General features: G+C 74.3%; 22 protein-coding genes and 1 pseudogene. 13 read left to right on the top strand and 10 right to left on the bottom strand.

Annotated elements, in window-relative coordinates; all coding sequences use genetic code 11:
- Positions 1–100 precede the first annotated feature (100 nt).
- The 8 genes from abc-f (at position 101) to KCH_RS26890 (ending at position 5,832) form a co-directional block, all read left to right on the top strand.
- Positions 101–1,699: a ribosomal protection-like ABC-F family protein gene (gene abc-f, locus KCH_RS26855; RefSeq protein ID WP_035867218.1), complete on the top strand. Its 1,599-nt coding sequence runs from the start codon at positions 101–103 to the stop codon at positions 1,697–1,699.
- Between the two features lie 376 nt (positions 1,700–2,075).
- Positions 2,076–2,309, top strand: coding sequence for a helix-turn-helix domain-containing protein (locus tag KCH_RS26860; RefSeq protein WP_014138756.1), 234 nt, complete (start codon positions 2,076–2,078; stop codon positions 2,307–2,309).
- A 263-nt stretch (positions 2,310–2,572) separates the two neighbouring features.
- Positions 2,573–3,373, top strand: coding sequence for an enoyl-CoA hydratase/isomerase family protein (locus KCH_RS26865; protein ID WP_051653485.1), 801 nt, complete (start codon positions 2,573–2,575; stop codon positions 3,371–3,373).
- Between the two features lie 154 nt (positions 3,374–3,527).
- Positions 3,528–4,013 (top strand): Asp23/Gls24 family envelope stress response protein, encoded by a 486-nt coding sequence (locus KCH_RS26870; RefSeq protein WP_035867220.1) that lies wholly within the window; start codon positions 3,528–3,530, stop codon positions 4,011–4,013.
- A 76-nt stretch (positions 4,014–4,089) separates the two neighbouring features.
- A complete protein-coding gene (locus KCH_RS26875) occupies positions 4,090–4,281 on the top strand; it encodes a hypothetical protein (RefSeq protein WP_035867222.1) in 192 nt (63 codons plus the stop codon).
- The gene (locus KCH_RS26880; protein WP_035867224.1) at positions 4,281–4,622 is read left to right on the top strand and encodes a hypothetical protein; all 342 of its coding nucleotides are present in this window, start codon (positions 4,281–4,283) and stop codon (positions 4,620–4,622) included. Before KCH_RS26875 ends, KCH_RS26880 begins: the two co-directional genes overlap by 1 nt.
- The gene (locus tag KCH_RS26885; RefSeq protein WP_051653486.1) at positions 4,619–5,206 is read left to right on the top strand and encodes a DUF6286 domain-containing protein; all 588 of its coding nucleotides are present in this window, start codon (positions 4,619–4,621) and stop codon (positions 5,204–5,206) included. The genes KCH_RS26880 and KCH_RS26885 overlap by 4 nt, the downstream gene beginning before the upstream one ends.
- Positions 5,203–5,832 carry an Asp23/Gls24 family envelope stress response protein gene (locus KCH_RS26890; protein ID WP_035867226.1) on the top strand — a complete coding sequence of 210 codons (630 nt, stop codon included), beginning with the start codon at positions 5,203–5,205 and terminating at the stop codon, positions 5,830–5,832. The genes KCH_RS26885 and KCH_RS26890 overlap by 4 nt, the downstream gene beginning before the upstream one ends.
- 81 nt (positions 5,833–5,913) lie before the next feature.
- On the opposite strand, the pseudogene KCH_RS26895 reads toward KCH_RS26890, so the two are convergent.
- Both KCH_RS26895 and KCH_RS26900 read right to left on the bottom strand, forming a co-directional pair.
- Positions 5,914–6,668 (bottom strand): annotated as a pseudogene (locus KCH_RS26895) (SDR family oxidoreductase).
- A gap of 42 nt (positions 6,669–6,710) precedes the next feature.
- On the bottom strand, positions 6,711–7,688 hold the full coding sequence (locus KCH_RS26900) for a right-handed parallel beta-helix repeat-containing protein (RefSeq protein WP_035867228.1): 978 nt from the start codon (positions 7,686–7,688) through the stop codon (positions 6,711–6,713).
- A gap of 182 nt (positions 7,689–7,870) precedes the next feature.
- Here KCH_RS26900 and KCH_RS26905 point away from each other — a divergent pair, with 182 nt between their 5' ends.
- Positions 7,871–10,168: a SpoIIE family protein phosphatase gene (locus KCH_RS26905; protein ID WP_035867229.1), complete on the top strand. Its 2,298-nt coding sequence runs from the start codon at positions 7,871–7,873 to the stop codon at positions 10,166–10,168.
- Here the strand turns inward: KCH_RS26905 and KCH_RS26910 are convergent.
- Complete coding sequence (locus KCH_RS26910) at positions 10,158–10,952, bottom strand: SURF1 family cytochrome oxidase biogenesis protein (RefSeq protein ID WP_035867230.1); 795 nt, start codon at positions 10,950–10,952, stop codon at positions 10,158–10,160. The genes KCH_RS26905 and KCH_RS26910 overlap by 11 nt on opposite strands.
- A 31-nt stretch (positions 10,953–10,983) precedes the next feature.
- On the bottom strand, positions 10,984–11,964 hold the full coding sequence (locus KCH_RS26915) for a DEDDh family exonuclease (protein ID WP_035867233.1): 981 nt from the start codon (positions 11,962–11,964) through the stop codon (positions 10,984–10,986).
- A gap of 121 nt (positions 11,965–12,085) precedes the next feature.
- Between KCH_RS26915 and KCH_RS26920 the strand changes: the two genes are divergently transcribed.
- From KCH_RS26920 to moaA, 4 genes are all read left to right on the top strand, one after another.
- Positions 12,086–13,129 (top strand): zinc-dependent alcohol dehydrogenase family protein, encoded by a 1,044-nt coding sequence (locus tag KCH_RS26920; RefSeq protein ID WP_035867234.1) that lies wholly within the window; start codon positions 12,086–12,088, stop codon positions 13,127–13,129.
- 199 nt (positions 13,130–13,328) lie between these two features.
- Positions 13,329–13,703 (top strand): DUF485 domain-containing protein, encoded by a 375-nt coding sequence (locus KCH_RS26925; protein WP_035867235.1) that lies wholly within the window; start codon positions 13,329–13,331, stop codon positions 13,701–13,703.
- Entirely contained in the window at positions 13,700–15,313 is a 1,614-nt protein-coding gene (locus KCH_RS26930; protein WP_035867238.1) for a solute symporter family protein, read from the top strand. Before KCH_RS26925 ends, KCH_RS26930 begins: the two co-directional genes overlap by 4 nt.
- 89 nt (positions 15,314–15,402) lie before the next feature.
- On the top strand, positions 15,403–16,392 hold the full coding sequence (moaA, locus tag KCH_RS26935; RefSeq protein ID WP_035867239.1) for a GTP 3',8-cyclase MoaA: 990 nt from the start codon (positions 15,403–15,405) through the stop codon (positions 16,390–16,392).
- A gap of 7 nt (positions 16,393–16,399) precedes the next feature.
- On the opposite strand, the gene KCH_RS26940 is transcribed toward moaA, so the two are convergent.
- The 6 genes from KCH_RS26940 to KCH_RS26965 all read right to left on the bottom strand — a co-directional run bounded on the left by KCH_RS26940 (position 16,400) and on the right by KCH_RS26965 (position 24,754).
- Positions 16,400–20,227: a tetratricopeptide repeat protein gene (locus KCH_RS26940; protein WP_051653488.1), complete on the bottom strand. Its 3,828-nt coding sequence runs from the start codon at positions 20,225–20,227 to the stop codon at positions 16,400–16,402.
- 83 nt (positions 20,228–20,310) lie between these two features.
- The gene (locus KCH_RS26945; protein WP_035867241.1) at positions 20,311–20,571 is read right to left on the bottom strand and encodes a hypothetical protein; all 261 of its coding nucleotides are present in this window, start codon (positions 20,569–20,571) and stop codon (positions 20,311–20,313) included.
- 225 nt (positions 20,572–20,796) lie between these two features.
- Positions 20,797–21,165, bottom strand: a complete 369-nt coding sequence (locus tag KCH_RS26950) for a DUF3099 domain-containing protein (RefSeq protein ID WP_051654049.1) — start codon at positions 21,163–21,165, stop codon at positions 20,797–20,799.
- Positions 21,166–21,256: 91 nt separating this feature from the next.
- Complete coding sequence (locus tag KCH_RS26955; RefSeq protein WP_035867243.1) at positions 21,257–21,805, bottom strand: RNA 2'-phosphotransferase; 549 nt, start codon at positions 21,803–21,805, stop codon at positions 21,257–21,259.
- A 28-nt stretch (positions 21,806–21,833) separates the two neighbouring features.
- Entirely contained in the window at positions 21,834–23,228 is a 1,395-nt protein-coding gene (locus KCH_RS26960) for a metallopeptidase TldD-related protein (RefSeq protein WP_035867245.1), read from the bottom strand.
- Entirely contained in the window at positions 23,228–24,754 is a 1,527-nt protein-coding gene (locus KCH_RS26965; RefSeq protein ID WP_035867246.1) for a TldD/PmbA family protein, read from the bottom strand. Before KCH_RS26965 ends, KCH_RS26960 begins: the two co-directional genes overlap by 1 nt.
- Between the last annotated feature and the right edge of the window lie 25 nt (positions 24,755–24,779).

Below are 24,779 nucleotides of genomic sequence, written 5' to 3' on the forward strand. Positions count from 1 at the left end.
GCCCTCGCGTCCGGCCGCCGGAAGAAAAGGGATTGGCGGCCTCCCGTAGACTGGAGCGCATGGCTGAGTGCCATACCCACGTCTAGGAGTGACCCCAGCCATGATTTCCGCGAACGCCCTGGAGCTTCGTGCCGGTGCCCGCATCCTGATCGAGTCCGCCAGCTTCCGGATCGCCCCGGGCGACCGGATCGGCCTGGTCGGCCGCAACGGCGCGGGCAAGACCACGCTCACCAAGGTGCTCGCCGGCGAGGGCCTGCCCGCCGGCGGCACGGTCACCAGCTCGGGCGAGGTCGGCTACCTCCCGCAGGACCCGCGCACCGGCGACCTCGACGTGCTCGCCCGGGACCGCATCCTGTCCGCCCGCGGCCTCGACACCGTGCTCAAGAAGATGCGCGAGAACGAGGAGCGGATGGCCAACGGCAAGGGCGCCACCCGCGACAACGCGATGAAGAAGTACGCCCGGCTGGAGACCGAGTTCCTGACCAAGGGCGGCTACGCGGCCGAGGCCGAGGCCGCCACCATCGCCGCCGCGCTGGGCCTGCCCGACCGCATCCTCGGCCAGCCGCTGCACACCCTCTCCGGCGGTCAGCGCCGCCGCGTCGAACTGGCCCGGATCCTGTTCTCGGACGCCGACATCCTGCTGCTCGACGAGCCCACCAACCACCTCGACGCGGACTCCATCGCCTGGCTGCGGGACTTCCTGAAGACCTACAAGGGCGGCTTCATCGTCATCTCGCACGACGTCGACCTGGTCGAGACGGTCGTCAACAAGGTCTTCTACCTGGACGCCAACCGCTCCGCCATCGACATCTACAACATGGGCTGGAAGCAGTACCAGCAGCAGCGCGAGGACGACGAGAAGCGCCGCAAGCGCGAGCGCGCCAACGCCGAGAAGAAGGCCGCGACGCTGAACTCGCAGGCCGACAAGATGCGCGCCAAGGCGACCAAGACCGTCGCCGCGCAGAACATGGCCCGCCGCGCCGAGAAGCTGCTCTCCGGCCTGGAGCAGGTCCGCCAGTCCGACAAGGTCGCCAAGCTGCGCTTCCCGGACCCGGCCCCGTGCGGCAAGACGCCGCTGACGGCCGAGGGCCTGTCGAAGTCGTACGGCTCGCTGGAGATCTTCACGGACGTGGGCCTGGCGATCGACCGCGGCTCCCGGGTCGTCATCCTCGGCCTCAACGGCGCCGGCAAGACCACCCTGCTGCGGATGCTGGCCGGCGTGGAGCAGCCCGACACCGGCGAGGTCATCCCCGGCCACGGCCTGAAGATCGGCTACTACGCCCAGGAGCACGAGACGCTCGACCCCGAGCGCACCGTGCTGGAGAACATGCGGTCCGCCGCGCCCGACACCGACCTGGTGCAGATCCGGAAGATCCTCGGTTCCTTCCTGTTCTCCGGCGACGACGTGGACAAGCCGGCCGGGGTGCTCTCCGGCGGCGAGAAGACCCGGCTCGCGCTGGCGTCGCTGGTGGTCTCCAGCGCCAACGTGCTGCTGCTCGACGAGCCCACCAACAACCTGGACCCGGCCAGCCGCGAGGAGATCCTCGGCGCGCTGCGCACCTTCACCGGCGCGGTCGTGCTGGTCACCCACGACGAGGGCGCGGTCGACGCGCTCCAGCCCGAGCGGATCATCCTGCTCCCCGACGGCGTCGAGGACCTGTGGAGCCCCGCCTACCACGACCTGGTGTCGCTGGCCTGAACCCCGCCCGCCGCCCCGGCGGACCGTCCGGGTCCGTCGGACGGAACCGGCGAGTAGACGCCGGGTCGGCCGCCGGTACGAGGGGAACTGGTCTTCCGTCGATCCCGGGAACACCCGGGCCGGTCCGCCCGTTGGCTCTTCGGCCCCCCGCTGCGGTACCCGGCCGCCCTCCCCGCCCGGCCGGGCTGAGCAGCGGATTCGCTCACCGGGGCGAATCACAGGAGGGGGCGCACACCCTCCGTGAGCGCCGTAGTGCGGAGCGAACACCACCGGCCGCGCCCGCATTCCGACGACGGACCTTGTCGAATGGGTGGCCAGGAGCCTTGCAATGGGTGATCATGGGAATCTGACCGATCACCTCTACGAGGAGGCACGGGTGGCCGAGACTCTGAAAAAGGGCAGCCGGGTGACAGGCGCCGCGCGTGAAAAGCTCGCGGCCGATCTCAAGAAGAAGTACGACTCCGGCGCGAGCATTCGCGCCCTCGCGGAGGAGACGGGCCGCTCCTACGGCTTCGTCCACCGGATGCTCAGTGAGTCCGGGGTCAACCTCCGGGGTCGCGGCGGTGCCACTCGCGGCAAGGGCAAGGCCGCTGCGGCCGCCGGTTCCTGACGGTCCATCACATCCGGCGGGCGGCGCCCGAGCAGCCCCGGCCGCCCACGCTGCACCAGCATGCTGCTCGCCATGCACGACGTTCCACACGGATCGGCGGCCGGGTTCTCCCGAGCCGCCGACCGCCGTTTCCGGGCCCTTCCGTCGGGCATTTCGCACGCATTCCCCGGGCATTCCTGTACGCGGATCCGGGGCTTTGTTACTCTCCAGTAGCCCGTCGGGGTCGGCGGGCGTCCCCGCCTGTCGCTGGAGGTAGCACCGCCATGACCACCCACATCCCCGACGCCGACCGCACCGCGTGGGAACAGGCCGGCGTCCGCCTCGACCTGGACGGCGAACTCGCCGTCGTCACGCTCTGCGACCCCAAGCGCCGCAACGCCCAGACCCCCGCCATGTGGCGCGCCCTCGCCGCGATCGGCCGCGCCCTCCCCGGCACCGTCCGGGTCGCCCTCCTCCAGGCCGAGGGCAGCTCCTTCTCGGCCGGCCTCGACCGCGCCATGTTCACCCCCGAGGGCATCCCCGGCGAGACCGGCTTCCTCCAGCTCGCCGCCTCCACCGACGCCGAACTCGACGAGGCGATCGCCTCCTACCAGGAGGCCTTCACCTGGTGGCGGCGCGCCGACCTGGTCTCGGTCGCCGCCGTCCAGGGCCACGCCGTCGGCGCCGGCTTCCAGCTCGCCCTCGCCTGCGACCTCCGCGTGGTCGCCGAGGACGTCCAGTTCGCCATGAAGGAGACCTCGCTCGGCCTGGTCCCCGACCTCACCGGCACCAAGCCCCTCACCGACCTGGTCGGCTACGCCCGCGCCCTGGAGATCTGCGCCACCGGCCGCCGGGTCGGCGCGGAGGAGGCCGTCGCCACCGGCCTCGCCAACGTCGCCGTCCCCGCGGACGAACTCGCCGCCGCCGCGCGCGACCTCGCGGCCGCTCTGCTGTCCGCCCCGCGCAGCGCCGTCATCGAGACCAAGGCCCTCCTCCAGGGCGCGGGCGGGCGCAGCTACGACCAGCAGCGCGCCGCCGAGCGCCAGGCGCAGGCGCGCCGCCTGCGGGACCTCGCCGGCATGTAGGCGCGGCAGCACCGGCCGGCAGGGGCGCGTGCGGGTACCTCGAAGGTGCTCGCCGTGCCCCTGTTTGCGTGCACCGGCGCGCGTCCTGCGTGGCGAAATGTCAGGGTTGGGGTGATTTGCGATATAGCTGGACTCGAACGTCAGGAGGCCCGACATGGCGCAGCCCCACACCCCCACGCCCGCAGACCTGCAGAAGAACGCGACGGAGTCGCACGCGTCGACGCCGAGCGACGAGCGCGGGCGTACGGCGCTCGCGGTCGGAGTGGTGGAGAAGATCGCCGGCATGGCGGCCCGCGAGGTGTCCGGGATCCACGCGCTGGGATCGGGCTTCTCACGGACGTTCGGTGCGATGCGCGACCGGGTGCCCGGGACGAAGTCCAGCATCGGTCGCGGGATCAAGGCGGAGGTCGGCGAGAAGCAGACCGCCATCGACATCGCGCTGGTGGTGGAGTACGGCGTGGTGATCCCGCGGCTGGCCGGCGAGGTCCGGTCGAACATCATCGAGGCGGTCGAGCGGATGACCGGCCTGGAGGTGGTCGAGGTGAACATCGCCGTGAACGACGTGCACCTGCCGGACGAGCCGGACGAGGAGGAGGAAGAGGAACCCTCGACCTCCGGACGGCGCCCCCGGGTGCAGTGAGCCTCCCGACGAGCCATCGAGCCACTGAACTGCTGAGCCATTGAGGCACGGAGACGGACCCCGAAGGAGTGGGCGGATGAACCTGGCGTTGGTGGGCCTGCTCGTCGGCATGGCCCTAGGTTTCGCCGGCTACTTCGGCGGTTTCGCCGCGTTCCTGCTGGTCGCGGTGCTCGGTGCCGCGGGCTTCGTGGTGGGCCGGCTGATCGAGGGGGACATCGACCTCGGTGACCTCGGCGATCTGCTGCGCGGCCGGGACCGGCGGGGCTGATGGCGTACTCGGGGGCGGTGGCGGGCCCGCCCGCACAGCGCGGCAGCGAACAGATCGCGGACCGGGTGTACCGGCGGATCGCGGCCCGCGCCGCCGCCGACGCGCTCGCCCCGGCCTGGCATGGCCGCCCGGACCCGCCCTACCCGAAGGTCTCGGCGCTGTACGCGCACGGCCGGGTCCGGCTCACCCTGCACGTCGAGCTGCCGTTCCCGTGCGACGTCGCGGAGCTGAGCCGGACGGCGCAGGACGCGGCCTGCACCCGGGTCGCCGAGCTGACCGGTACCACCGTCACCTCGGCCGAGGTGATCGTGGACCGCCTGCACCCCGCGGGGCTGCGATGAGCGACACGGCGAAGGACCCGAGGAAGCGGAGCGCCGGCCGCTGGCTGCGCTCCGAGCGCGGCGTGGTCACGGCGCTGGTGGTGGTGGTCCTGGTGGTCGCCGCCGGGACGCTGCTCTACGACGTGATCGCGGTGCGGGCCGGCGGCCAGGCCCGGCCCTGGCGGAAGGACCTGGCCCACCAGTTGGCGACCCGTCACCTCGACGACCCGTGGGTGCTGGGCATCGCCGCCGGCGTGGCGCTGCTCGGACTGCTGCTGCTGGTGCTGGCGTTCGGACGCGGACTGCGCGGCTGGCTGGCCCTGGAGCCGCGCGGCACCGCCATGCACCGCAGCGCGGTCGGCGCGCTGATCGCCCGCCGGGCGCAGCAGCGCGCCGACGTGCACTCCTGGAAGGTGAAGGTGGGGCGGCGGCGCACCCGGGTGACGGTCAGCGGCACCACCGACCCGGCCGGGGTGGAGCGCGACCTGCGGGCCGAGCTGGCCCGGATCCCGCTGGCCGCCCCGCACCGGCTGGACGTCCGCACCAAGCCGGTGCGGGAGCGCCACCACCGCCGTGAACTCGCCGAGCTGGAGCCGCCCCGATGAGCCGACGCGCCGTCAACCGCACCCTGCTGGCCGTGGTCGGCCTCCTGCTGCTGGCCGGCGGGGTGCTGGTGCTGCTCGGCGGCCTGGACGTCTACCGGCACCTGGGCGTCACCCCGCCGCCGCACTGGCCGTTCACCTCGCCCGACCAGCCGGTGCTCAGCACTGCGAGCCGCACCCGCTGGAAGGACGAGACCTGGTTCTGGCCGGTGGCGATCGCCGTGCCCGCGCTGGTGGTGATCGGCGGCCTGTGGTGGCTGTTCTCGCAGCTGCGCCGCGGCGGCCCGGCGGGCGTCGACCTGCCGTCCCCGGCCGCGCCCGGCCGGCCGCACTTCGCCCTGCACGTGCGCAGCCGCGCCGTCGAGGACGCGATCGAGACGGAGACCGTCGCCCTCCCCGAGGTCGACCGGGTGACCGTCCGCGTCACCGGCGCCGCCCGACGGCCCGAGGTCCACACCGTCCTCCGCCTCACCCCCGGCGCGGACACCGCCGCCCTGGTCGACGCCTACCGCACCGGCCCCGTCGAGCACGCCCGCCACTCCCTCGGCCTGGCCACCCTCCCCGCCGAACTCCGCCTCCGCATGGCCCGCCCCCGCAAGAACCGCACCAAGACCCCCCGCGTCCACTGACGCCGGTCCGCGGGCAGGTTCGCGGTCGCCGGCAACGGCCCGCCGGCGACCGCGACTTGCGGACAGTCGGTCCGTCCCGGGCTACAGGCCCCGGGTCGCTCCGCCGTCGACCGGGACCATGAGGCCGGTGAGGTAGGAGGCGGCGGGGGAGAGGAGGAAGGCGGCGGTGCGGCCGAACTCCTCGGGGGTGCCGTAGCGGCGGAGGGGGATGGCTGCGGCGGCGGACTCGCGGGCGGCGGCGGGGTCGGGGGCGAGGGAGTCGAGTTCGCGGACCCGGTCGGTGTCGATGCGGCCGGGGAGCAGGCCGAGGACGCGGATGCCGCGGGGGCCGAGTTCGTCGGCGAGGGTCTTGGCGGCCATGGCGAGGCCGGGCCGCAGGCCGTTGGAGATGCCGAGGCCGGGGATCGGCTGGCGGACCGAGGTGGAGAGGACGAAGGCGATGACGCCGCCGGAGGGGAGGCGTTCGGCGGCGGCCCGGGCCAGCCGGATCGCGCCGAGGAAGACGGAGTCGAACGCCGCGCCCCAGGCCTCGTCGCTGGCGGTGGCGACCGGCCCGGCGGCGGGCCGCCGACGCTGATCAGCATGCCGTCGAAGCCGCCGAACCGGCTGGTCGCGGCGTCGATCAGGCGCTGCGGCGTGGCCGGGTCGGCGTTGTCGGCGGCCACGCCGTACGCGCGGTCGCCGAGGGCGTCGGCCGCCGCGGCGACCGCGGCTTCGGTGCGGCCGGTGACGACGACGCGGGCGCCTTCGGCGACGAGTTGTGCGGCGGTGGCGTGGCCGAGTCCCCGGGTCGAGCCGGTGACCACGTACACCTTGTCCTTGAGTCCGAGATCCATGCCGACCATTCTCGCCGGTCGGCCGGGCCGGGTGACGGAGGGTCAGCCCACCGGGATGCCGGGGTTGACCAGGGCGGTGCCGCCGGTGACGGTGTTGTCGGCGGTGACGGTGACCGGGCAGGCGGCGCGGTCGTAGTCGGTGACGTCGATCGCGTACTTCGCGGCGCTGGAGCCGCCGGCCCCGGTCAGGTCGGAGCGGTTGTTGCGGAAGACGGTGCCGCAGCCCCAGCCGGCGGCCTGGCTGTGGACCTGGTAGCCGTCGTTCATGGTGCGGACGCCGGTGTTGTTCTCGATGACGTAGCCGTTGCCCTTCACGTCGACCCACGAGTCGTCGTAGTTGACGTTCGTCAGCCCGTTGCCGTCGAAGCGGTTGCCGGAGACCAGGCCGCCGGTGGTGCCCTCCTTGAGGTCGATGTTCTCGCCGCCGATGTTCGGGCCGATCACGTTGTCCAGGATCTGCACGTAGTCGCTGCGGTCGGTGAGCGTGTTGGCGGTGCCCACGTACACGCCCTCGCCCTTGCCGTCGTGGGCGGTGCCGGTGTCGTGCACGGTCGAGTTGCGGAGCACGCCGTGGCTGGAGGAGGTGCGGAAGTGCACGCCCTCCATGGTGGTGTGGTGGACCGTCACGCCGTCGAGCACCACCCAGTCGGAGGCGTCGACCATGATGCCCTTCTGCGCGCCGGTGACGGTCAGGCCCTGGACGGTCCAGTAGGAGGCGCCGTTCAGGGACAGGCCGTAGCCGCCGCCGGTGGAGGTGGTGAGGACCGCGCCGGGGGAGCCGGTGAGGGTGATCCGGGCGGCGGCCGTGCCCGGTGTGGTGATCTTGAAGTTGCCGGTGTAGGTGCCGTCGGTGAGCCGGATGGTCCTGCCGGGGGCGGCGGCCGTCAGCGCGGCCTGGAGCTGCTTGCCGGTGGAGACCGTGACGGTGTCGGAGGACGGCGTCGCGGCCCAGGCCGGGGCGGGGAGCAGGGCGGCGGCGAGGGCGGCGACGCCCAGCGCGAGGCGGGGGCGGTGCGTCATGACGGTGCGCTCCTGGTGGGGGAAAGAGCGGATCAGGACAACTGCACCGTCAATGTGGAGTAGACCAATACGGGCCGTCAATGGCTGTGCGCCGACCAGGTGCGGCGACCGGCCGTCAATGGCGCGCGACCGGGAACCGTCCGAAGATGGGGGGACCGGACCACCCACCCGAGGTGCAGCGCATGGAGAGTCGGCGGTTGCCGTACATCGACGGCGTCGCGGCCGCCCTGGTCGACGGCGACGGACGCGTCGTCGGCTGGACCGCCGCCGCCGAGCAGCTGCTCGCCCTGGACGCCGCCCAGGTCACCGGCCGCCCCGCCCGCGAACTGCTGGCCGACGGCGCCGTCGACGAGCACGTGCTGGGCCGGCGGGCCGGCGAGGTGCGGCTGCGCACCGGCACCGGCGACCCGCTCGCGGTCGCCTACCAGGTGCTGCCGCTGTCCGGCGCGGGCGGCGAGGTCCGCGCCCTGGTGCTGGCCACCCCCGCCGACACGGTCGCCCGCCGGCGCCAGGACGAGGCGTTCACCCGCGAACTGTTCCTGCAGGACCGGGTCGGCCTCGCGGTGTTCGACTCCGACCTGCGGCTGCTGCGCACCAACACCCACCTGCTGCCCTACACCGGCCTGCCCGACGGCCTGGCCGGCCACCACCTGCGCGACTTCCTGCAGCCCGAGGACGCCGACGCGACCGAGGCGATCCTGCGGCACGTGATCGCCACGGGCGAGCCCGTGGTCCGCACCGCACTGCGGATCCGCACCCTGGACGACCCCGGCAGCGGCGTGGTGATGGAGATCCAGGCGTTCCGGCTGCAGTCCCTGGACGGCGCGGTGATCGGCGTCACCGCGCTGTTCGGCGACGTCACCGAACTGCACCGCTACCGGCGGCGGGCCGACGTGCTGCACCGGGCCACCGCCGCCGTCGGCGGCTCGCTGTCGGTGGCCGGCACCGCCGAGGACCTGGCCGGGGTGCTCGTCCCCGGCCTCGGCGACCGGGCCGAGGTGGACATCGCCGAGGCCGTGTTCACCGGCGACGAGCCGCAGCCCGCCGGAGACGGCCGGCTCGCCGTCCGGCGCACCGCCACCGCCGGGCCGCCGCGCGCCGACGACCGCCCGCTCGGCCCGCTGGGACGCGAGGAGCTCGGCGGCCCGGCCGGATCGGTCCCCGACCCGCCGTCGATGAGCGCCCCGCTGCAGGCCCGCAGCGGCCCGCTCGGCCGGGTCACCGTGCACCGCGACCGCGCCGAGGGCCCCTACCGGCGCGAGGACCTCGAACTGCTCCGGGAGATCGCCGCCCGGGCCTCGCTCGCCCTGGACAACGCCCGCCGCTACACCCGCGAGCACCGCGCCGCCGTCGGCCTCCAGCGCAGCCTGCTGCCGCCCGCCGAGACCGCCGTGCCCGCCGCCACCACCGCCAGCGTCTACCGGCCCACCGACACCGCGACCGGCGTCGGCGGCGACTGGTTCGACGTGATCCCGCTCTCCTCCGCCCGGGTCGCCCTGGTGGCCGGCGACGTGGTCGGCCACGGGCTCCAGGCCAGCGCCACCATGGGCCGGCTGCGCACCGCCGTCCGCACCCTCGCCGACCTGGACCTGGAGCCCGACGAACTGCTGGTGCACCTGGACGACCTGGTCTCCCAGCTGGTGGTCGAGGGCAGCGAGGAGGAACGCGAACGCGGCGTCGCCGACCCGTCCGGGGCGACCTGCGTGTACGCCGTCTACGACCCGGTGTCCGGGCTCTGCCAGACCGCCAGCGCCGGGCACCCGCCGCCCGCCGTGGTCCACCCCGACGGGCGGGTCGAGTACCTGCCGGTCAACCCGGGCCCGCCGCTGGGCGTCGGCGGGCTGCCGTTCGAGACCGCCGAGTGCGCGCTGCGCGCGGGCAGCGTGCTGGCGCTGTACACCGACGGACTGATCGAGGGCGGCGACGGCGGCGACCTCGACGAGGGCATGGCGCAGCTCGCCGCCCAGCTCGGCGCGGCCGACCTGGACGGGGACCTGGCCGCCGCCGGGCGGGCGATCGTCGCGGAGATGGCCACCGCCGGGCAGAGCGACGACGTCACGCTGCTGCTGGCCCGGCTGCACCCCGTGCTGCCCGACGACACCGCCGCCTGGACCATCGAGGCCGACCCGTCGGCCGTCGCCGGGGTGCGGGAGGCGGCCAGTCGCACCCTGGAGCAGTGGGGGCTGGGCGAGCTGGTGTTCACCACCGAACTGGTGCTCAGCGAACTGGTCACCAACGCGATCCGGTACGCGGGCGGGCCGGTGATGGTGCGGCTGATCCGCTCCTCGGTGCTGACCTGCGAGGTGTCCGACCCGTCCGCCACCCAGCCGCGGATGCGCCGGGCCCGGCTCACCGACGAGGGCGGCCGCGGCCTGTACCTGGTCGCCCAGCTCACCGAACGCTGGGGCAGCCGCTACACCCGCACCGGCAAGACCATCTGGGCCGAACAGCCGCTGGAGCCGTCCCCGCTCAGCTGGTAGCGCCGACCAGTTCCTCGGCCTTGGCGGGCTGCGCCGCCTGCTGCTTGGCCTCGCGGCGGGCGAGCACCACCAGGCCGACCGGGATCAGCGTGGTGAACAGCCACCACTGGATCGCGTACGCCATGTGCGGGCCGATGTCGGAGTGGCCGGGTTCGGCGAGCAGGGTGGGGGAGGCGCCGGCCGCGGGCTGGGAGGAGGCCAGCTCCAGGTAGCCGCCGAGCACGGGGGCGCCGGAGTACTTGGCCTGCTCCGCGCTGTTGATCACCTTGTACATCCGGTCCGGCAGGCCGCCGCGGTTCTTCACGCCCAGCGAGGCGTACGTCTCGTCGGCGCGCAGCCGCCCGGTCACCGTCACGTCGCCGGACGGCGGGGCGGGCACGGCGGGCAGGCTGGCGGCGTCCGCGGCGGACTCCACCCAGCCGCGGTTGACCAGCACCGAGCCCTTGCCGTCGGCCAGCACCAGCGGGGTGAGCACGAAGTAGCCGATGGAGCTGCCGCCCGGCTCGGTGCGGCCGCGGACGACCACCTCGTGCGCGGTGTCGTAGTGCCCCTGCGCGGTGACGGTGCGCCACACCTGGTCGCCGGGGACCGACCAGCCCGGGGAGGAGAGCGAGTCGAAGGCGACCGGCGGGCTGCCCAGGTTGCGGGCCACCAGGTCGTTGCGGGCCACCCGCGCCTCGTGGCGGTGGTACTGCCAGAAACCCAACCGGACCATGGTCGGGATCAGCACCAGCGCCAGCAGGACGATGACCGCCCAGCGCGCGGACAGCATGAATCGGTACACACCCGGCACGCTAACCCTCCTTACCGCCGCGTCACGCACCGGGGTGCGGCGCGACCTCCCGCAGCAGCTGCAGGAACGCGTCCTCGCCGACCACCGGGGTGCCGTACTCGCGGGCCTTGCGGGCCTTGCCGCTCCACGAGGTGGGCTCGTTGGTGACCAGCAGGCTGGTGAGCCGGCTCACCGAGGAGGCGATGTGCAGGCCCGCCTCGATCATCCGGTCCTCCAGCAGTTCGCGGTCGGTGGCGGTGTCGCCGGTGATCGCCACCCGCATGCCCTGCACCAGCGGCGAGCCGTCCACCCAGCGCCCCGGGTTCGGGTACGGGCAGGCCGGGCGCTTGCGGGAGGGCCGGTACGAGCTGCTCCAGGAGCCGCGGGACGGGCCGGCCGGGGCGTTCTCGCCGAGGTCGGTGACGGCCACGCAGGCGGTCAGCGGCAGCGGCACCCCGCCGTTGCGGGCCAGCTGGAGGGACGGGCGGAACACCTCGGCGAGCACCCGGGCGTCGTCCAGCGCGTGGTGCGCCTGACGCTGGCTCACCCCGAAGTGGGCGGCCAGCGAGGAGAGTTTGCCGTTCGGCAGGGGCAGCCGCAGGTCGCGGGCCAGCACCATGGTGCACAGCCGCTGCTCCACCGGGGCGCGCAGGCCGGCCCGGGAGAACTCACGGGAGATCATGTTCCAGTCGAACAGGGCGTTGTGGGCGACCATCACCCGGTCGCGCAGCCGCTCGGCGAGCTCGGCGGCGACCTCCGGGAAGGTCGGCGCGCCCGCCAGCACCTCGCTGGTCAGGCCGTGGATCCACACCGGGCCGGGATCCCGCTCCGGGTTGACCAGGGTGTACCAGTGGTCGGTGATCTCGCCGTCCGGGTCGAGCTGGTAGACGCCCGCCGAGATGACCCGGTCCGAGCGCCCGAGTCCGGTGGTCTCCACGTCGACCACCGCGAAGCCGCGCCCGGTGCCCCCGCCGGGGCCGGTGCGCTGTGCCGGGAGCGGCGAGGTGGTGAATGGCGCGTACATAGCGCACCACTTTACGGGGAGCCGGGGCGGGCTCCGGCCGGATCGGCGGTTCCGGGGGCGTCCTACAGTGGAACGCGGGTGCGAACCCGGCATCCGACCCCTGCACCGAAGGACAACCCTCATGCGCGCCACCGTGATCCACGGCCCCCAGGACATCCGGATCGAGGAGGTGCCCGATCCGCGGATCCAGCGCCCCACCGACGCCGTGGTGCGGGTGCTGAACGCCTGCATCTGCGGCAGCGACCTCTGGGCGTACCGTGGCGTGGCCAAGCGCCAGGCCGGCCAGCGGATCGGCCACGAGTTCCTCGGCTTCGTCGAGGAGGTCGGCGCCGAGGTGCGCGATCTCACAGTCGGCGACCTGGTGGTGGCCCCGTTCGTCTGGTCCGACGGCGTGTGCGAGTACTGCCGCGAGGGCCTGCAGACCTCCTGCCCGCACGGCGGGTTCTGGGGGATCCCCGGCTCGGACGGCGGGCAGGGCGAGGCGGTCCGGGTGCCGTTCGCGGACGGCACCCTGGTGAAGCTGCCCAAGGAGGCGGCCGGCGACGAGAAGCTGCTGCCGGCGCTGCTGGCGCTGTCCGACGTGATGGCGACCGGCCACCACGCCGCGGTGTCGGCGGGCGTGCGGCCCGGCGCGACCGTCGCGGTGGTCGGCGACGGCGCGGTCGGCCTGTGCGGCGTGCTGGCCGCGCACCGGCTGGGCGCGGGCCGGATCATCGCGCTCGGCCGGCACGAGGGCCGCACCGCGATAGCCCGCTCCTTCGGCGCCACCGACGTGGTGCCGGAGCGCGGCGACGCCGCGATCGAGGCGGTGCGCGAGCTGACCGGCGGCCGGGGCGCGCACGCCGTGCTGGAGGCGGTCGGCACCGAGGAGTCGATGCGCACCGCGATCTCGATCGCCCGGGACGGCGGCGGGGTCGGCTACGTGGGCGTGCCGCACGGCGGCAGCGCGGGCGTGGACATCCGTCAGATGTTCGACCGGAACGTGCGGGTGGGCGGCGGCGTCGCCCCGGCCCGGGCGTACATCCCCGAACTGCTGCCCGACGTGCTGTCCGGGGCGATCGACCCGGGCGCGGTGTTCGACCGGACGGTGGACCTGGACGGGGTGCCCGAGGGCTACCGGGCGATGGACGAGCGGACCGCGCTGAAGGTCCGAATTGCCTTCTGACGCAGTCTGATTGGCGGATCATCAGATCGGGGCGGCCGTGCGACGGCCGCCCCGTTCCGCGTTCCGGTCAGTTTTCGGCCGGAACGTGCGGGGAACCTTCTCGCGACCACGTTCCGGATCTAGCATGCAGCGCACTCCGAGTGACGCCCCACACGCCCGTCCGATCGTCCGCCGCACCGAAGACGACAGGAGGCCCCGCGTGGCACCCCCGCCCGAGACCGCCCCGGAAACGTTCCAGCACATCGAGCAGTCCCCCGAGTTCCGCCAACTGCGCAGCTCCTTCCGGAACTTCGCATTCCCGGTCACCGCCGGATTCGTGCTCTGGTACCTGCTCTACGTCCTGCTCTCCTGCTACGCCCCCGGCCTGATGAGCACCAAGGTCGTCGGCAACGTCAACCTCGCGCTGGTGCTCGGCCTCCTCCAGTTCGCCAGCACCTTCGCCATCGCCGCCTGGTACGCCCGGCACGCCGACCGCCGGCTCGACCCGAGCGCCGCCGCCATCCGCTTCCGCGCCGACGCCGTGCTGCCCGCCCAGGCCGACCACACCACCGTCGCCGAGGAGGCCGCCGAATGACCCACCTGGCCAGCTCCGCGAGCGACCACCGCACCCTGATCATGTGGCTGTTCGGCGTCTTCGTGGTCGCCACCCTCGGCATCACCCTGTGGGCCGGCCGGCAGACCCGCGACGCCGCCGACTTCTACGCCGGCGGCCGCGCCTTCACCGGCTTCCAGAACGGCCTGGCGATCTCCGGGGACTACATGTCCGCCGCGTCCTTCCTCGGCATCGCCGGACTCATCGCCCTCTACGGCTACGACGGCTTCCTCTACTCCATCGGCTTCCTGGTCGCCTGGCTGGTCGCCCTGCTGCTGGTCGCCGAACCGCTGCGCAACTCCGGCCGCTACACCATGGCCGACGCCCTCGCCTTCCGGATGCGCCAGCGCCCCGTGCGCACCGCCGCCGGCATCTCCACCATCGTGGTGTCGATCTTCTACCTGCTCGCCCAGATGGTCGGCGCCGGCTCGCTGGTCGCCCTGCTGCTCGGCGTCAGCGGCGACGGCGCCAAGCGCTGGACCATCGTCGCGGTCGGCGCGCTCATGGTGATCTACGTGACCGTCGGCGGCATGAAGGGCACCACCTGGGTGCAGATAGTCAAGGCCGTGCTACTGATCGCCGGCGCCGCGACCATGACCGTCATGGTGCTGGCCAAGTACCACTTCAACCTGTCCGGCCTGCTCGGCGCCGCCGCCGACGCCAGCGGCAAGGGCCACGCCTTCCTCGAACCCGGACTCAAGTACGGCGTCACCGGCACCACCAAGCTCGACTTCCTCAGCCTCGGCATCGCCCTCGTCCTCGGCACCGCCGGACTGCCGCACATCCTGGTCCGCTTCTACACCGTGCCCACCGCCAAGGCCGCCCGGAAGTCGGTGCTCTGGGCGATCGGCATCATCGGCGTCTTCTACCTGATGACGCTCGCCCTCGGCTTCGGCGCCGCCGCCCTGGTCGGCCCCAAGACCATCAAGGCCTCCAACACCGCCGGCAACACCGCCGCCCCGCTGCTCGCCGAACAGCTCGGCGGCGGGGCCGGCTCCACCGGCGGCGCGGTGCTGCTCGCGGTGATCTCCGCCGTCGCCTTCGCCACCATCCTCGCCGTGGTCGCCGGACTCACCCTCGCCTCCTCCTCGTCCTTCGCGCACGACCTCTGGGCGAACGTGATCCGGCGCGGGAAGGCGAGCGAGAAGGAGGAGGTGGCGAGCGCCAAGCTGGCCGCCGTCGCGATCGGCGCGACCGCCATCGTGCTGTCGATCTTCGCCGACAAGCTGAACGCCGCCGCCCTGGTCGCGCTGGCCTTCGCGGTCGCCGCCTCCGCCAACCTGCCCACCCTGCTGTACTCGCTGTTCTGGAAGCGGTTCAACACCGCCGGCGCGGTCTCCGCCACCTACGCCGGACTGATCACCTCCGTCACCCTGGTGATCTTCTCCCCGGTGGTCTCCGGCAACCCCAGGACCTCGCTCTTCCCGCACAGCGACTTCCACTGGTTCCCGCTGGAGAACCCCGGCCTGGTGTCCATCCCGGTCGGCTTCCTGGCCGGCGCGATCGGCACCTGGCTGGCCCGGAACCCGGCCGACCCGGCGAAGTACGCCGAACTCGAGGTCCGTTCGCTCACCGGCCTCGGCGCGCACTGACGCCGGAGCAGCCCGCACGCACCGTTAAGCTGGCCCGGCCGCCGCCCGGCGGCCGGGCCAGCTTGGCTTCCAGGGAAAGGCGGGCCGCGATGCTCCTCGACACCTACGGACGACAGGCCGTCGACCTGCGGGTCTCCCTCACCGACCGGTGCAACCTGCGCTGCACCTACTGCATGCCCGAAGAGGGCCTGAACTGGCTCGGCAAGCCCGAGCTGCTCACCGACGAGGAGATCGTCCGGCTGGTCGGGCTGGCCGTCCGCGACCTCGGGGTGCGGGAGGTCCGCTTCACCGGCGGCGAACCGCTGCTGCGGCCCGGACTCGTCCCGGTCCTCGCCGCCTGCGCGGCGCTGGAACCCCGGCCCGAGATCTCCCTCACCACCAACGGCATCGGCCTGGCCCGGGTCGCCCCCGCGCTGCGGGACGCCGGCGTCGACCGGGTCAACGTCTCCCTCGACACCCTCGACCCCGCCGTCTTCCAGCGCCTGACGCGCCGTCACCGCCACCAGGACGTGCTCGACGGCCTGGCCGCCGCGGAGGCCGCCGGGCTGCGGCCGGTCAAGCTCAACGCCGTGCTGATGCGCGGCGTCAACGAGCACGAGGCCGCCGACCTGCTGGCCTGGGCGATCGAGCACCGCTACCAGCTCCGGTTCATCGAGCAGATGCCGCTGGACGCCCAACACGGCTGGGACCGCACGCAGATGGTCACCGCCGAGGAGATCCTCGCGCTGCTGCGCACCCGCTTCACGCTGACCCCCGAACCGTCCGCGGCGCGCGGCGCCGCCCCCGCCGAACGGTGGCTCGTCGACGGCGGCCCCGCGACGGTCGGCGTCATCGCCTCCGTCACCCGCCCGTTCTGCCGCGCCTGCGACCGCACCCGGCTGACCGCCGACGGCCAGGTCCGCAACTGCCTGTTCGCGACCGGCGAGACGGACCTGCGCGGCGCGCTGCGCTCGGGTGCGAGCGACGCGGAACTGGCGGAGCTGTGGCGCGCGGCGATGTGGGGCAAGAAGGCCGGCGCGGGCATCGACGACCCGGAGTTCCTCCAGCCCGCCCGGCCGATGTCGGCGATCGGGGGCTGACCGGAGGTCAGGAGACCGGGCCCTCCAGGAGGTCGAGGGCGGTGGCGGCACGGCCGGCGGCCGGTCCGGCGGCCAGCTCGCGGAGGTAGCCGCGGAGCGTCCCGACGATCCGGTACGGGTCGGGGAGAGCGAGGAACTCGGCCACGGCGGCGGGCAGTTCGACGTCGGGGAGGGCCACGGCGCGCAGCACGGCGGTGGCCGCGCGCTCTTCCCCGTCGGAGTGCCGGGCCGCGGCCAGCGCGGCGTCCCAGGCGGCAGCCGGGCCGTCCGATGCGGGGTCGAGCGACTCCAGCATGGCGGCTTCGAGCAGCACCGCGGCGTGGGCCGGGTCCTGGCGCGCGGCCTCGGCCAGGGCCTCCCGGGCGGGCTGCCGAAGGCCCTGCCGGCGAAGGACGGAGACCAGGTCGCAGCGGGCGTCGAGCTGCGAGGGGTCGAGGGCCAGCACGGCGGTCAGATCGGCGTGCGCGTCGTCGAGGCGGCCGGCGCGGCGGTGCAGTTCGGCCCGGAAGTAGCGGGCGAAGACGTGGCCGGGTTCGAGGGCGAGGGCGGCGTCCAGGTCGGCGAGGGCCTGCTCGGGGCGGTCGGCCTGGTGGTGGGCCGTGCCGCGGCCCAGGTGGGCGCCGGCGTTGTCCGGGTCGACGGCGAGGGCGGCGGTGAAGTCCGCGACCGCCCGGTCCGGCCGGCCCGCCAGGCGGTGCAGTTCGCCGCGGCAGTGCAGCGCCCACGAGTGGGCCGGGTCGGCGGCGACCGCCCGGTCCAGGTCGGCGAGTTCGAGGTCCGTCCGGCCGGCCTCGCGGTGCAGCAGCGCCCGCCGGACCAGCGCCCAGCCGTCGTCGGGATTCAGGGCGAGCGCGGCGTCGAAGTCGGCGAGCGCCTGCTCCGGCCGGCCGGCCGCGGCGTGGGCGGTGCCGCGGCCGAGGTGGGCGGCGGCGAAGGCCGGGTCGAGGGCCAGCGCCGCCGTGTAGTCGGCGACGGCCTCGGTGTGACGGCCCGCCAACTGGTGGGTCTCGGCCCGCTGGTGACGCGTCCAGGGATCCTCGGGTTCGAGGGCGAGGGCGGCGTCCAGGTCGGCAAGGGCCTGCTCGGGCTGCCCGGCCTCGTGGTGGGTCCGGCCGCGCCGGGCGAGGGCGTTGGCGTAGTCGGGCAGGGCGGCGAGGGCGGCGGTGAAGTCGGCGACGGCGAGGTCGAACCGGCCTGCGGCGCGGTGCACTTCGCCCCGTTCGCAGAGCGCCCACGCGTAGCCGGGGTCGGCGGCGAGGGCGGCGGTGAAGTCGGCCAGGGCCCGGTCCGGCCGGCCGGACATCCGGTGGACGAGGCCGCGGATGCTGAGCGTCCAGGCGTCGCCGGGTTCGAGGGCGAGGGCGGCGTCCAGGTCGGCGAGGGCCTGCTCGGGCCGGCCGGCCTCGTGGTGGGTGCAGCCGCGCCAGGCCAGCGCGGTCGCGTAGTCGGGGACGGCGGCGAGGGCGGCGGTGAAGTCGGAGACGGCGAGGTCGAACCGGCCTGCGGCGCGGTGCACCTCGCCCCGTTCGCAGAGCGCCCACGGGTAGCCGGGCTTGTGGGCGAGCGCGGCGTCGAGGTCGGCCAGGGCGTGGTCCGGGCGGCCGGCCAGGCGGTGGGTGATGCCGCGCTCGCACAGCGTCCAGGCGTCCGCGGGGTCCAGGGCGTGGGCCGCGTCGAGGTCGGCGACGGCCTGGTCGAACCGGCCCGCCCGGCGGTGGATCTGCCCGCGCCAGGCAAGGGCATTGACGTTGCCGGGGTCGGCGGCGAGGGTAGCGGTGAAGTCGGCGACGGCGAGGTCGAACCGGCCCGCCACCAGGTGGATCGCACCGCGCTCGCACAGCGCCCGGACGTTGTCGGGTTCGAGGGCGAGGGCGGCGTCGACGGCGGGGAGGGCCTCGTCCGGGCGGCGGGCCACCCGCAGGGCCATGCCGCGGAACAGGAAGGCGTCGGCGTGGTCCGGATCGGGGGGCACGGCCGCCGCGCGCTCCGCGACGGCGGCGGCCAGCAGGTGCGGCCGGTCGCGGGCCGCGCGGACCTCCGCGGCGAACGGGGTGCGGTCGAGCGCCGCGTCGAGGTCGGTGACGGCCAGGTCGTGCCGGTGGAGGTAGGAGTGCACGCGGCCCCGGTGGAGCAGGGCGGGCAGCAGGTCCGGGGCGAGCAGCAGGGCCCGGTCCAGCAGGGCGAGGGCCGCGGTGTCGTCGTCCCGGTCGATCAGCCGGCGGCCCTGCCAGGCCAGGGCCCGGGCGCGCAGGCGGGCCGGCCGGCCGGGGGCGGCCAGCGCGTCGAGGACGGGGACGTCGGGTTCCGGCGCGGTGACGGCGGTGCGCAGCAGGGCGGCCCAGCCGAGCAGTTCGGGGTCGGCGGTGTCGCGGGCCGCGAGGTCGAGGGTGTCGGCCCAGGCGGTGAGCGAGTCGGGGGAGCGGCCGGCGGCGTCGGCGAGCCGGTCGAGGGCGGCCGGCAGTTGGGCGGCGGGGTCGGTGCAGAGCAGGTGGTAGGTCTCGTCCAGCAGGTGGCGGCGCAGGCGGGCGTCGCTGCGCAGGAGGGAGAGCGGCAGGCTCCGTTCGAGGGCGGCGCGGGCGGCGGCGTGGTGCCGGGCGAGGCGGGTGTGGCCGTCCTGCCAGGCGTGCGGGGAGCGGACGCGGTGGCGCCGGAGCAGGCTGGCGCGGACCACGGCGTGGTACTGGTGGGCGTCGCCGCGGCCGGTGACGAAGGGCTGGTCGAGCAGCCACTCCCAGCCGCCGGCGGCGGGGTCGTCGACGGCGTGGCAGTACAGGTCGCGGTCGAGGCGGGGCGGCAGGGCGGCGGCGAGCACGGTGTCGCGGAGCGAGGGTTCCGGGATCCACTGGAGGAAGCGCTGAACGGCCTTGTCCACGGCGTCCGTTCCGGCCTCGGCGACGTCGCCGGCGGAGTGCGGGTCGGTGCCGGCCAGCAGAGCGAGCAGCAGCGGCAGGCCGAGGGACATCCGGACGATGGCGTCGACGGCGTCGGGGGCGAGCACGCCGCGGCCGGCGAGCAGGTCGCGGGCCTCCTGCTCGGTGAAGGCCTCCAGGGCGACGTCCACCACGGCGGGGCGCAGCCGGGCCCAGTCGCGTTCGGCGAGTTCGTCGCGGCCGGCCAGCACGATGATCACTTCGAGCGGGAGGTCGCCGTACCCGCCGTCGATCAGCTCGCGGAGCCAGCCGTCGAGGTGGCGGCCGGTGATCTCCCAGGTGTCGAGGAACAGCACCACCCAGGGGGCGGGCGGACGTTCGCAGAGGCGGGCCAGTTCGGTGACGAACGCCCGGCTGAGGGCGATGAGTTCGGTGTCGCCCGCGGGCCGGCGGCGGCGGACGGCGGCGATCAGGCGGTCGGTGCCCTGGGCGACCGTCTCGGGGGTGGTGAAGGCGGCGCTGCCGGGGGCGAGGGTGTTGGCGGCGCCGAGGGCGGCGTGGGCGACCACCCGGGCGGGCAGCGAGGGCAGGTCGGTGTGTTCGGCGGGGGCGGTGCGGTCCCGCCGGTACTGTTCCAGGGCCCGCTCGAAGTCCTTGAACGGGGCGGTGGGGGAGGCGAGTTGGGCGGCGAGTGCGGCCAGTGCGGTGTCGATGCCCTGGACGTCGGTGTCGTCGATGCGGGCGGTGCGGCCGCCCGCCCGGCGGGCGGTCTCCTGCCACTGGGCGATCAGCGTGGACTTGCCGATGCCGCCGACGCCGCGGACGTGGAACAGGAAGTCGGCCGGGTCGGGGCCGGCCTCCGGGTCGGGGTTGCGGCCCAGGTTCTCGGCGAACAGCGCGAGTTGGGCCCGCCGGCCGACGAACTGGGAGTCGACGCGGCGGCGCAGGGCCTCCGCCCGGGACATCCGCCGTGGACCACGAGACACCGCATTCCCCCCACCGCCGCCGTGCGGACCACGCTACTGGGCGGCGGGAAGCCGGCGGCCGGTTATCCGGAGAACGGCCCGGCGCCCTCGAACGGCTCGGTGTCCTTGAGGAAGCCGCGGACGGCGAGGAACTGGCCGAGGGTCTCGCGGTGGGTGTCGCAGGCCAGCCAGGCCTTGCGGCGGTCGGGGGTGTGCAGCTTGGGGTTGTTCCAGAGCAGCGTCCAGGCGGCGGCCTCGCGGCACCCCTTGGCGGAGCACTTCGGGGGGCCGTCCGGGCCGTCGGTGCCGGTCGGGGTGCCGAAGAGGGGGTGCGCGGTGTCCATGGGTTCGATCCTATGCCCGGGCATGACGACGCCGGGCAGCCACGGGGGGAGCTGCCCGGCGTCGGTCCGTCGCTCCGACGGGGGATGCGGAGCGCTTAGGAAGTATGGCACGGTACGGGGCCGGGAAGCTCGTCCGTCCGGTGATTAATTTGAGGATCGTCTGAGCTTTCCGGCGGTCATACCGCCGCAACAACGGTCATATCGGGCAGCGGAATTGAGGGATTCTCAATCCTGTGGCCGGTTATCGGCGGCGGTGGCCGAAGAGCTGCCCGCCCCGCCGCCGCCCGTCCCGCCGGGGCCGAGCATCAGCGGGGTGTCCGGCGAGAACGCGAAGGTCGAGGGCAGCCCCGGCGCGCGCTCGCGGCCCGCGTTGGCGATCAGCACCGCGAAGTACGGCAGCAGCACGCCGCCGGCCAGCGCGGCGAACGCCAGCCAGCGCTGCACGTCCCACAGGATGACGGCGAGCAGCACGCACACCGTGCGGATCAGCATGGAGATCACGTACCGGCGCTGCCGGCCCCGGACGTCCTCGCTGAGGCTGCTGCGGGCACCGGTGATCCGGAAGACCTGGTCGTCGTCCGCGCTCTTGCGCATGTCCATCCATCCTCGGTCGGTCCGGCTCCCTACGACCGACCACGGTAACCCCGCTGACGCCGCACCGACCCACGCGGGGTCGGTGCGGCGCTCAGGAGGTGCGGCGCAGGTACTGGACGGGCACGGCGTCGGTGAGCCAGACACCGTTCGCAGACACCCGGAATTCGTAGCCGGCCCGGGCCATCGCCGCCGCGTCGACCTCCAGCACCACCGGGCGGCCGTGCCGGGAGCCGACCGTGACGGCCGTCCCGGTGTCGGCGGACAGGTGGACGTCCTGCCGGGACATCGGGCGCAGCCCCTCCGCCAGGATGTACCGCAGGCTGCGCTCGGCGGTGCCGTGGAACAGCACGTCCGGCGGGGTGACGGCGGGCAGGCCGAGGTCGACCTCGACGGTGTGGCCCTGGCTGGCCCGGATGGACCGGCCGTCCTCGGAGTAGGCGAAGCGGCGCTTGTTGTTGGTGGCGACCACGTGGTCCAGTTGGGCGCGGCCGAGCGGCCGGCCGTGCCGGGCCAGCGCGGCGAGCAGGGCGTCGACCTCCACCCAGCCCGCCGCGTCCAGGGAGACCCCGACGGAGCCCGGGTCGTGTCGCAGGATGCGGCTGAGCATCTTCGACGTCTTCACGGTGTACTTCTCGTCCATCGGGATCCCCCCAGGGTCGGCCGGCCGGTCAGGAGGCCTGACTGACCGAGCTCATGTTGAAGTCGGGCACCCGCACCGGCGGCATCGCGGCCCGGGTGAACCAGTCGCCCCACTCGCGGGGCAGGCAGCGCTCGGTGCGGCCCGCCTCGGTGATCCGGCCGAGCAGGTCGACCGGCGACTCGTTGAAGCGGAAGTTGTTGACCGCGCCGACCACCTCGCCGTTCTCGACCAGGTACACGCCGTCCCGGGTGAGGCCGGTGAGCAGCAGGGTGGCCGGGTCGACCTCGCGGATGTACCACAGGCAGGTCAGCAGCAGGCCGCGCTCGGTGCGGGCGACCATCTCCTCCAGCGTCGGCGCGTCCGGCGCGGAGCTCTCCAGCACCAGGTTGTCGACCGGCGGGGTGAGCGGCAGCCCGGACAGGCCCGCCGAGTGACGCGTCGTCAGCAGGTGGGCGAGGCGGCCGTCGCGCAGCCAGTCGGTGGCGGCCAGCGGCGCGCCGTTGTCGAACACCGAGTCGTTCTCGCCGGAGGACCTGGTCAGCACGAACGGGGCGGCCTGCAGGCCGGGTTCGGCCGGGTCGGAGCGCAGCGTCAGCGGCAGCGGGCTGAGCTGCTCGCCGACCCGGGTGCCGCCGCCCGCCCTGGAGAACACCGACCGGCCCTCGACCGCGTCGCGCGCGCCGGACGACCAGGACAGGTAGACCAGCAGGTCGGCGACGGCCGACGGCGGCAGGATCGTCTCGTAGCGGCCGGCCGGCAGGTCGATCCGCTTGCGGCCCCAGCCGAGCCGGCGCGTCAGGTCGGCGTGCAGCGCGGTCACGTCGACGTCCGCGAAGTCCTGGGTGGCGGCGCCCGCCCAGGCGGAGCCGGACAGGTCGGCGGTCTTGGCGTTCAGCTCGACCGTGCCGGTGGGCTGGTCGTGGCGCAGCCGCAGGCCGGTGGAGCTGCCCAGGTAGGAGGAGAGCAGCTCGTGCCGGGCGAAGCCGTACAGCAGCTCGCCGTTGGCCCGGGCGCGGGCGAAGGCCTCGCCGAGGGCCGGCGCGAACGCGTCGAACACGCCGATGTCGGTGACCTGCGGGGCCGCGGTGAACCGCGGGTCGGCGGGCCGGCCGGTGATCAGCGGCTGGGCGTCCTCCGCGGGCTCGGCGGCCCGGGCGGCGGCCTCGGCGGCGCGCACCAGCTGCTCGACCTCGTCGAGCGTGACGGCCTCCTGGGCGACCACGCCGGAGGCGGTGCCCTGCGCGCCGTTCACCGTGGAGATCACGGTCAGCCGGCGGCCGCGGGTGACGCCGTTGGTGGTCAGCGCGTTGCCGGCCCAGCGCAGGTTGGCGGTGGACTCCTCGTCGGCGATCACCACGCAGCCGTCGGCGCGGGACAGTTCGAGGGCGCGTTCCACCAGCTCGTGGGGGTGCGTGAGGGACATCAGTGACCCGCCTCCTGCTGGGTGTTGAGCACGTTGACCTGACGGAACAGCGCGGACGGGCAGCCGTGGCTGACCGCGGCGACCTGGCCCGGCTGGGCCTTGCCGCAGTTGAAGGCCCCGCCGAGCACGTACGTCTGCGGGCCGCCGACGGCGCTCATCGAGCCCCAGAAGTCGGTGGTGGTGGCCTGGTAGGCGAAGTCCTTCACCTGGCCGGCGAGTTCGCCGTTCCGGATGGCGTAGGCGCGCTGCCCGGTGAACTGGAAGTTGTAGCGCTGCATGTCGATCGACCAGGAGCGGTCGCCGACGATGTACAGCCCGTTCTCCACCTGGGAGACCAGGCCCGCGGTGTCGGGGCCGTCGGCGGCCGGCTGGAGCGAGACGTTGGCCATCCGCTGCACCGGCACGTGCGCCGGGGAGTCCGCGTAGGCGCAGCCGTTGGAGCGCTCGAAGCCCTTCAACCGGGCCATCGGGCGGTCGAGTTGGTACCCGACCAGGACGCCGTCCCGGATCAGGTCCCAGGACTGGGTGGCCACGCCCTCGTCGTCGTAGCCGATGGAGGCCAGGCCGTGCTCGGCCGTCCGGTCGCCCGTGACGTGCATCAGCTCGGAGCCGTACTTCAGGCTGCCCAGCTGGTCGAAGGTGGCGAACGAGGTGCCCGCGTAGGCGGCCTCGTAGCCCAGCGCGCGGTCCAGCTCGGTGGCGTGGCCGATCGACTCGTGGATGGTCAGCCACAGGTTGGACGGGTCGATCACCAGGTCGTAGCGGCCCGCGGCGACCGACGGCGCGCGCATCTTCTGCGCCAGCAGCTCGGGCAGCTCGGCCAGTTCGGCGTCCCAGTCCCAGCCCGTGCCGCGCAGGTACTCCCAACCCCGCCCGGCCGGCGGCGCGATGGTGCGCATCGAGTCGAACGCGCCCGTCCGCTCGTCCACGCTGGTCGCCTCCAGCCACGGGTGCAGGCGCACCCGCTGCTGGGTCGTCACGGTGCCCGCGGTGTCCGCGTAGAACTTGTTCTCCTGCACCGTCAGCACCGCCGCCGACACGTGCGAGACGCCGTCCGCCGCCAGCAGCCGGGAGGACCACTCGGCCAGCAGGCCGGTCTTCTCCGCGTCCGGCACCTCGAACGGGTTCACCTCGTACGCGGAGACCCACTCCGCGTCCGGGTACACCGGCTCCGGGGCCAGCTCCACCCGCTCGCCGGAGCCCGCCGCGCGGCTGATCCCGCCCGCCAGCCGGGCCACCGCCACCGCCTGCTCGGCGACCGCCGCGGCGGCCTGCGGCGTCAGGTCCACCCCGGCCGCGAAACCCCAGGAGCCGTCCAGCAGCACCCGGACGGCGAAGCCCAGCTGCACGGTGTCCGACGAACCGGACGGGCGGGCGTCCCGCAGCCGCCAGGACGCCGAACGGACCCGCTCCAGGCGGAAGTCGGCGTGCGAGACGCCCAACTGCCGGGCCCGGGACAGGGCCGCGTCCGCCAACGGACGCAACGGGTAGGAGAGGAAGTGAGGATCCAGCGCGGAGGGGGGCATCGGGCTCCCTGGGTCGAGGGTCGGG

This window comes from Kitasatospora cheerisanensis KCTC 2395 (genome assembly GCF_000696185.1).
Lineage (GTDB): Bacteria > Actinomycetota > Actinomycetes > Streptomycetales > Streptomycetaceae > Kitasatospora > Kitasatospora cheerisanensis.

Excerpts from the sequence above, each read along its gene's own strand:
- KCH_RS26870 (WP_035867220.1), top strand. The coding sequence starts at position 3,528 with ATGGCGCAGCCCCACACCCCCACGCCCGCAGACCTGCAGAAGAACGCG.
- KCH_RS26920 (WP_035867234.1), top strand. The coding sequence starts at position 12,086 with ATGCGCGCCACCGTGATCCACGGCCCCCAGGACATCCGGATCGAGGAG.
- KCH_RS26900 (WP_035867228.1), bottom strand. The coding sequence starts at position 7,688 with ATGACGCACCGCCCCCGCCTCGCGCTGGGCGTCGCCGCCCTCGCCGCC.
- KCH_RS26955 (WP_035867243.1), bottom strand. The coding sequence starts at position 21,805 with ATGGACGAGAAGTACACCGTGAAGACGTCGAAGATGCTCAGCCGCATC.
- moaA (WP_035867239.1), top strand. The coding sequence starts at position 15,403 with ATGCTCCTCGACACCTACGGACGACAGGCCGTCGACCTGCGGGTCTCC.
- KCH_RS26885 (WP_051653486.1), top strand. The coding sequence starts at position 4,619 with ATGAGCGACACGGCGAAGGACCCGAGGAAGCGGAGCGCCGGCCGCTGG.
- KCH_RS26960 (WP_035867245.1), bottom strand. The coding sequence starts at position 23,228 with ATGTCCCTCACGCACCCCCACGAGCTGGTGGAACGCGCCCTCGAACTG.
- KCH_RS26880 (WP_035867224.1), top strand. The coding sequence starts at position 4,281 with ATGGCGTACTCGGGGGCGGTGGCGGGCCCGCCCGCACAGCGCGGCAGC.
- abc-f (WP_035867218.1), top strand. The coding sequence starts at position 101 with ATGATTTCCGCGAACGCCCTGGAGCTTCGTGCCGGTGCCCGCATCCTG.
- KCH_RS26945 (WP_035867241.1), bottom strand. The coding sequence starts at position 20,571 with ATGGACACCGCGCACCCCCTCTTCGGCACCCCGACCGGCACCGACGGC.
- KCH_RS26965 (WP_035867246.1), bottom strand. The coding sequence starts at position 24,754 with ATGCCCCCCTCCGCGCTGGATCCTCACTTCCTCTCCTACCCGTTGCGT.
- KCH_RS26875 (WP_035867222.1), top strand. The coding sequence starts at position 4,090 with ATGAACCTGGCGTTGGTGGGCCTGCTCGTCGGCATGGCCCTAGGTTTC.
- KCH_RS26930 (WP_035867238.1), top strand. The coding sequence starts at position 13,700 with ATGACCCACCTGGCCAGCTCCGCGAGCGACCACCGCACCCTGATCATG.
- KCH_RS26950 (WP_051654049.1), bottom strand. The coding sequence starts at position 21,165 with ATGCGCAAGAGCGCGGACGACGACCAGGTCTTCCGGATCACCGGTGCC.
- KCH_RS26915 (WP_035867233.1), bottom strand. The coding sequence starts at position 11,964 with ATGTACGCGCCATTCACCACCTCGCCGCTCCCGGCACAGCGCACCGGC.
- KCH_RS26865 (WP_051653485.1), top strand. The coding sequence starts at position 2,573 with ATGACCACCCACATCCCCGACGCCGACCGCACCGCGTGGGAACAGGCC.
- KCH_RS26890 (WP_035867226.1), top strand. The coding sequence starts at position 5,203 with ATGAGCCGACGCGCCGTCAACCGCACCCTGCTGGCCGTGGTCGGCCTC.
- KCH_RS26940 (WP_051653488.1), bottom strand. The coding sequence starts at position 20,227 with ATGTCCCGGGCGGAGGCCCTGCGCCGCCGCGTCGACTCCCAGTTCGTC.
- KCH_RS26905 (WP_035867229.1), top strand. The coding sequence starts at position 7,871 with ATGGAGAGTCGGCGGTTGCCGTACATCGACGGCGTCGCGGCCGCCCTG.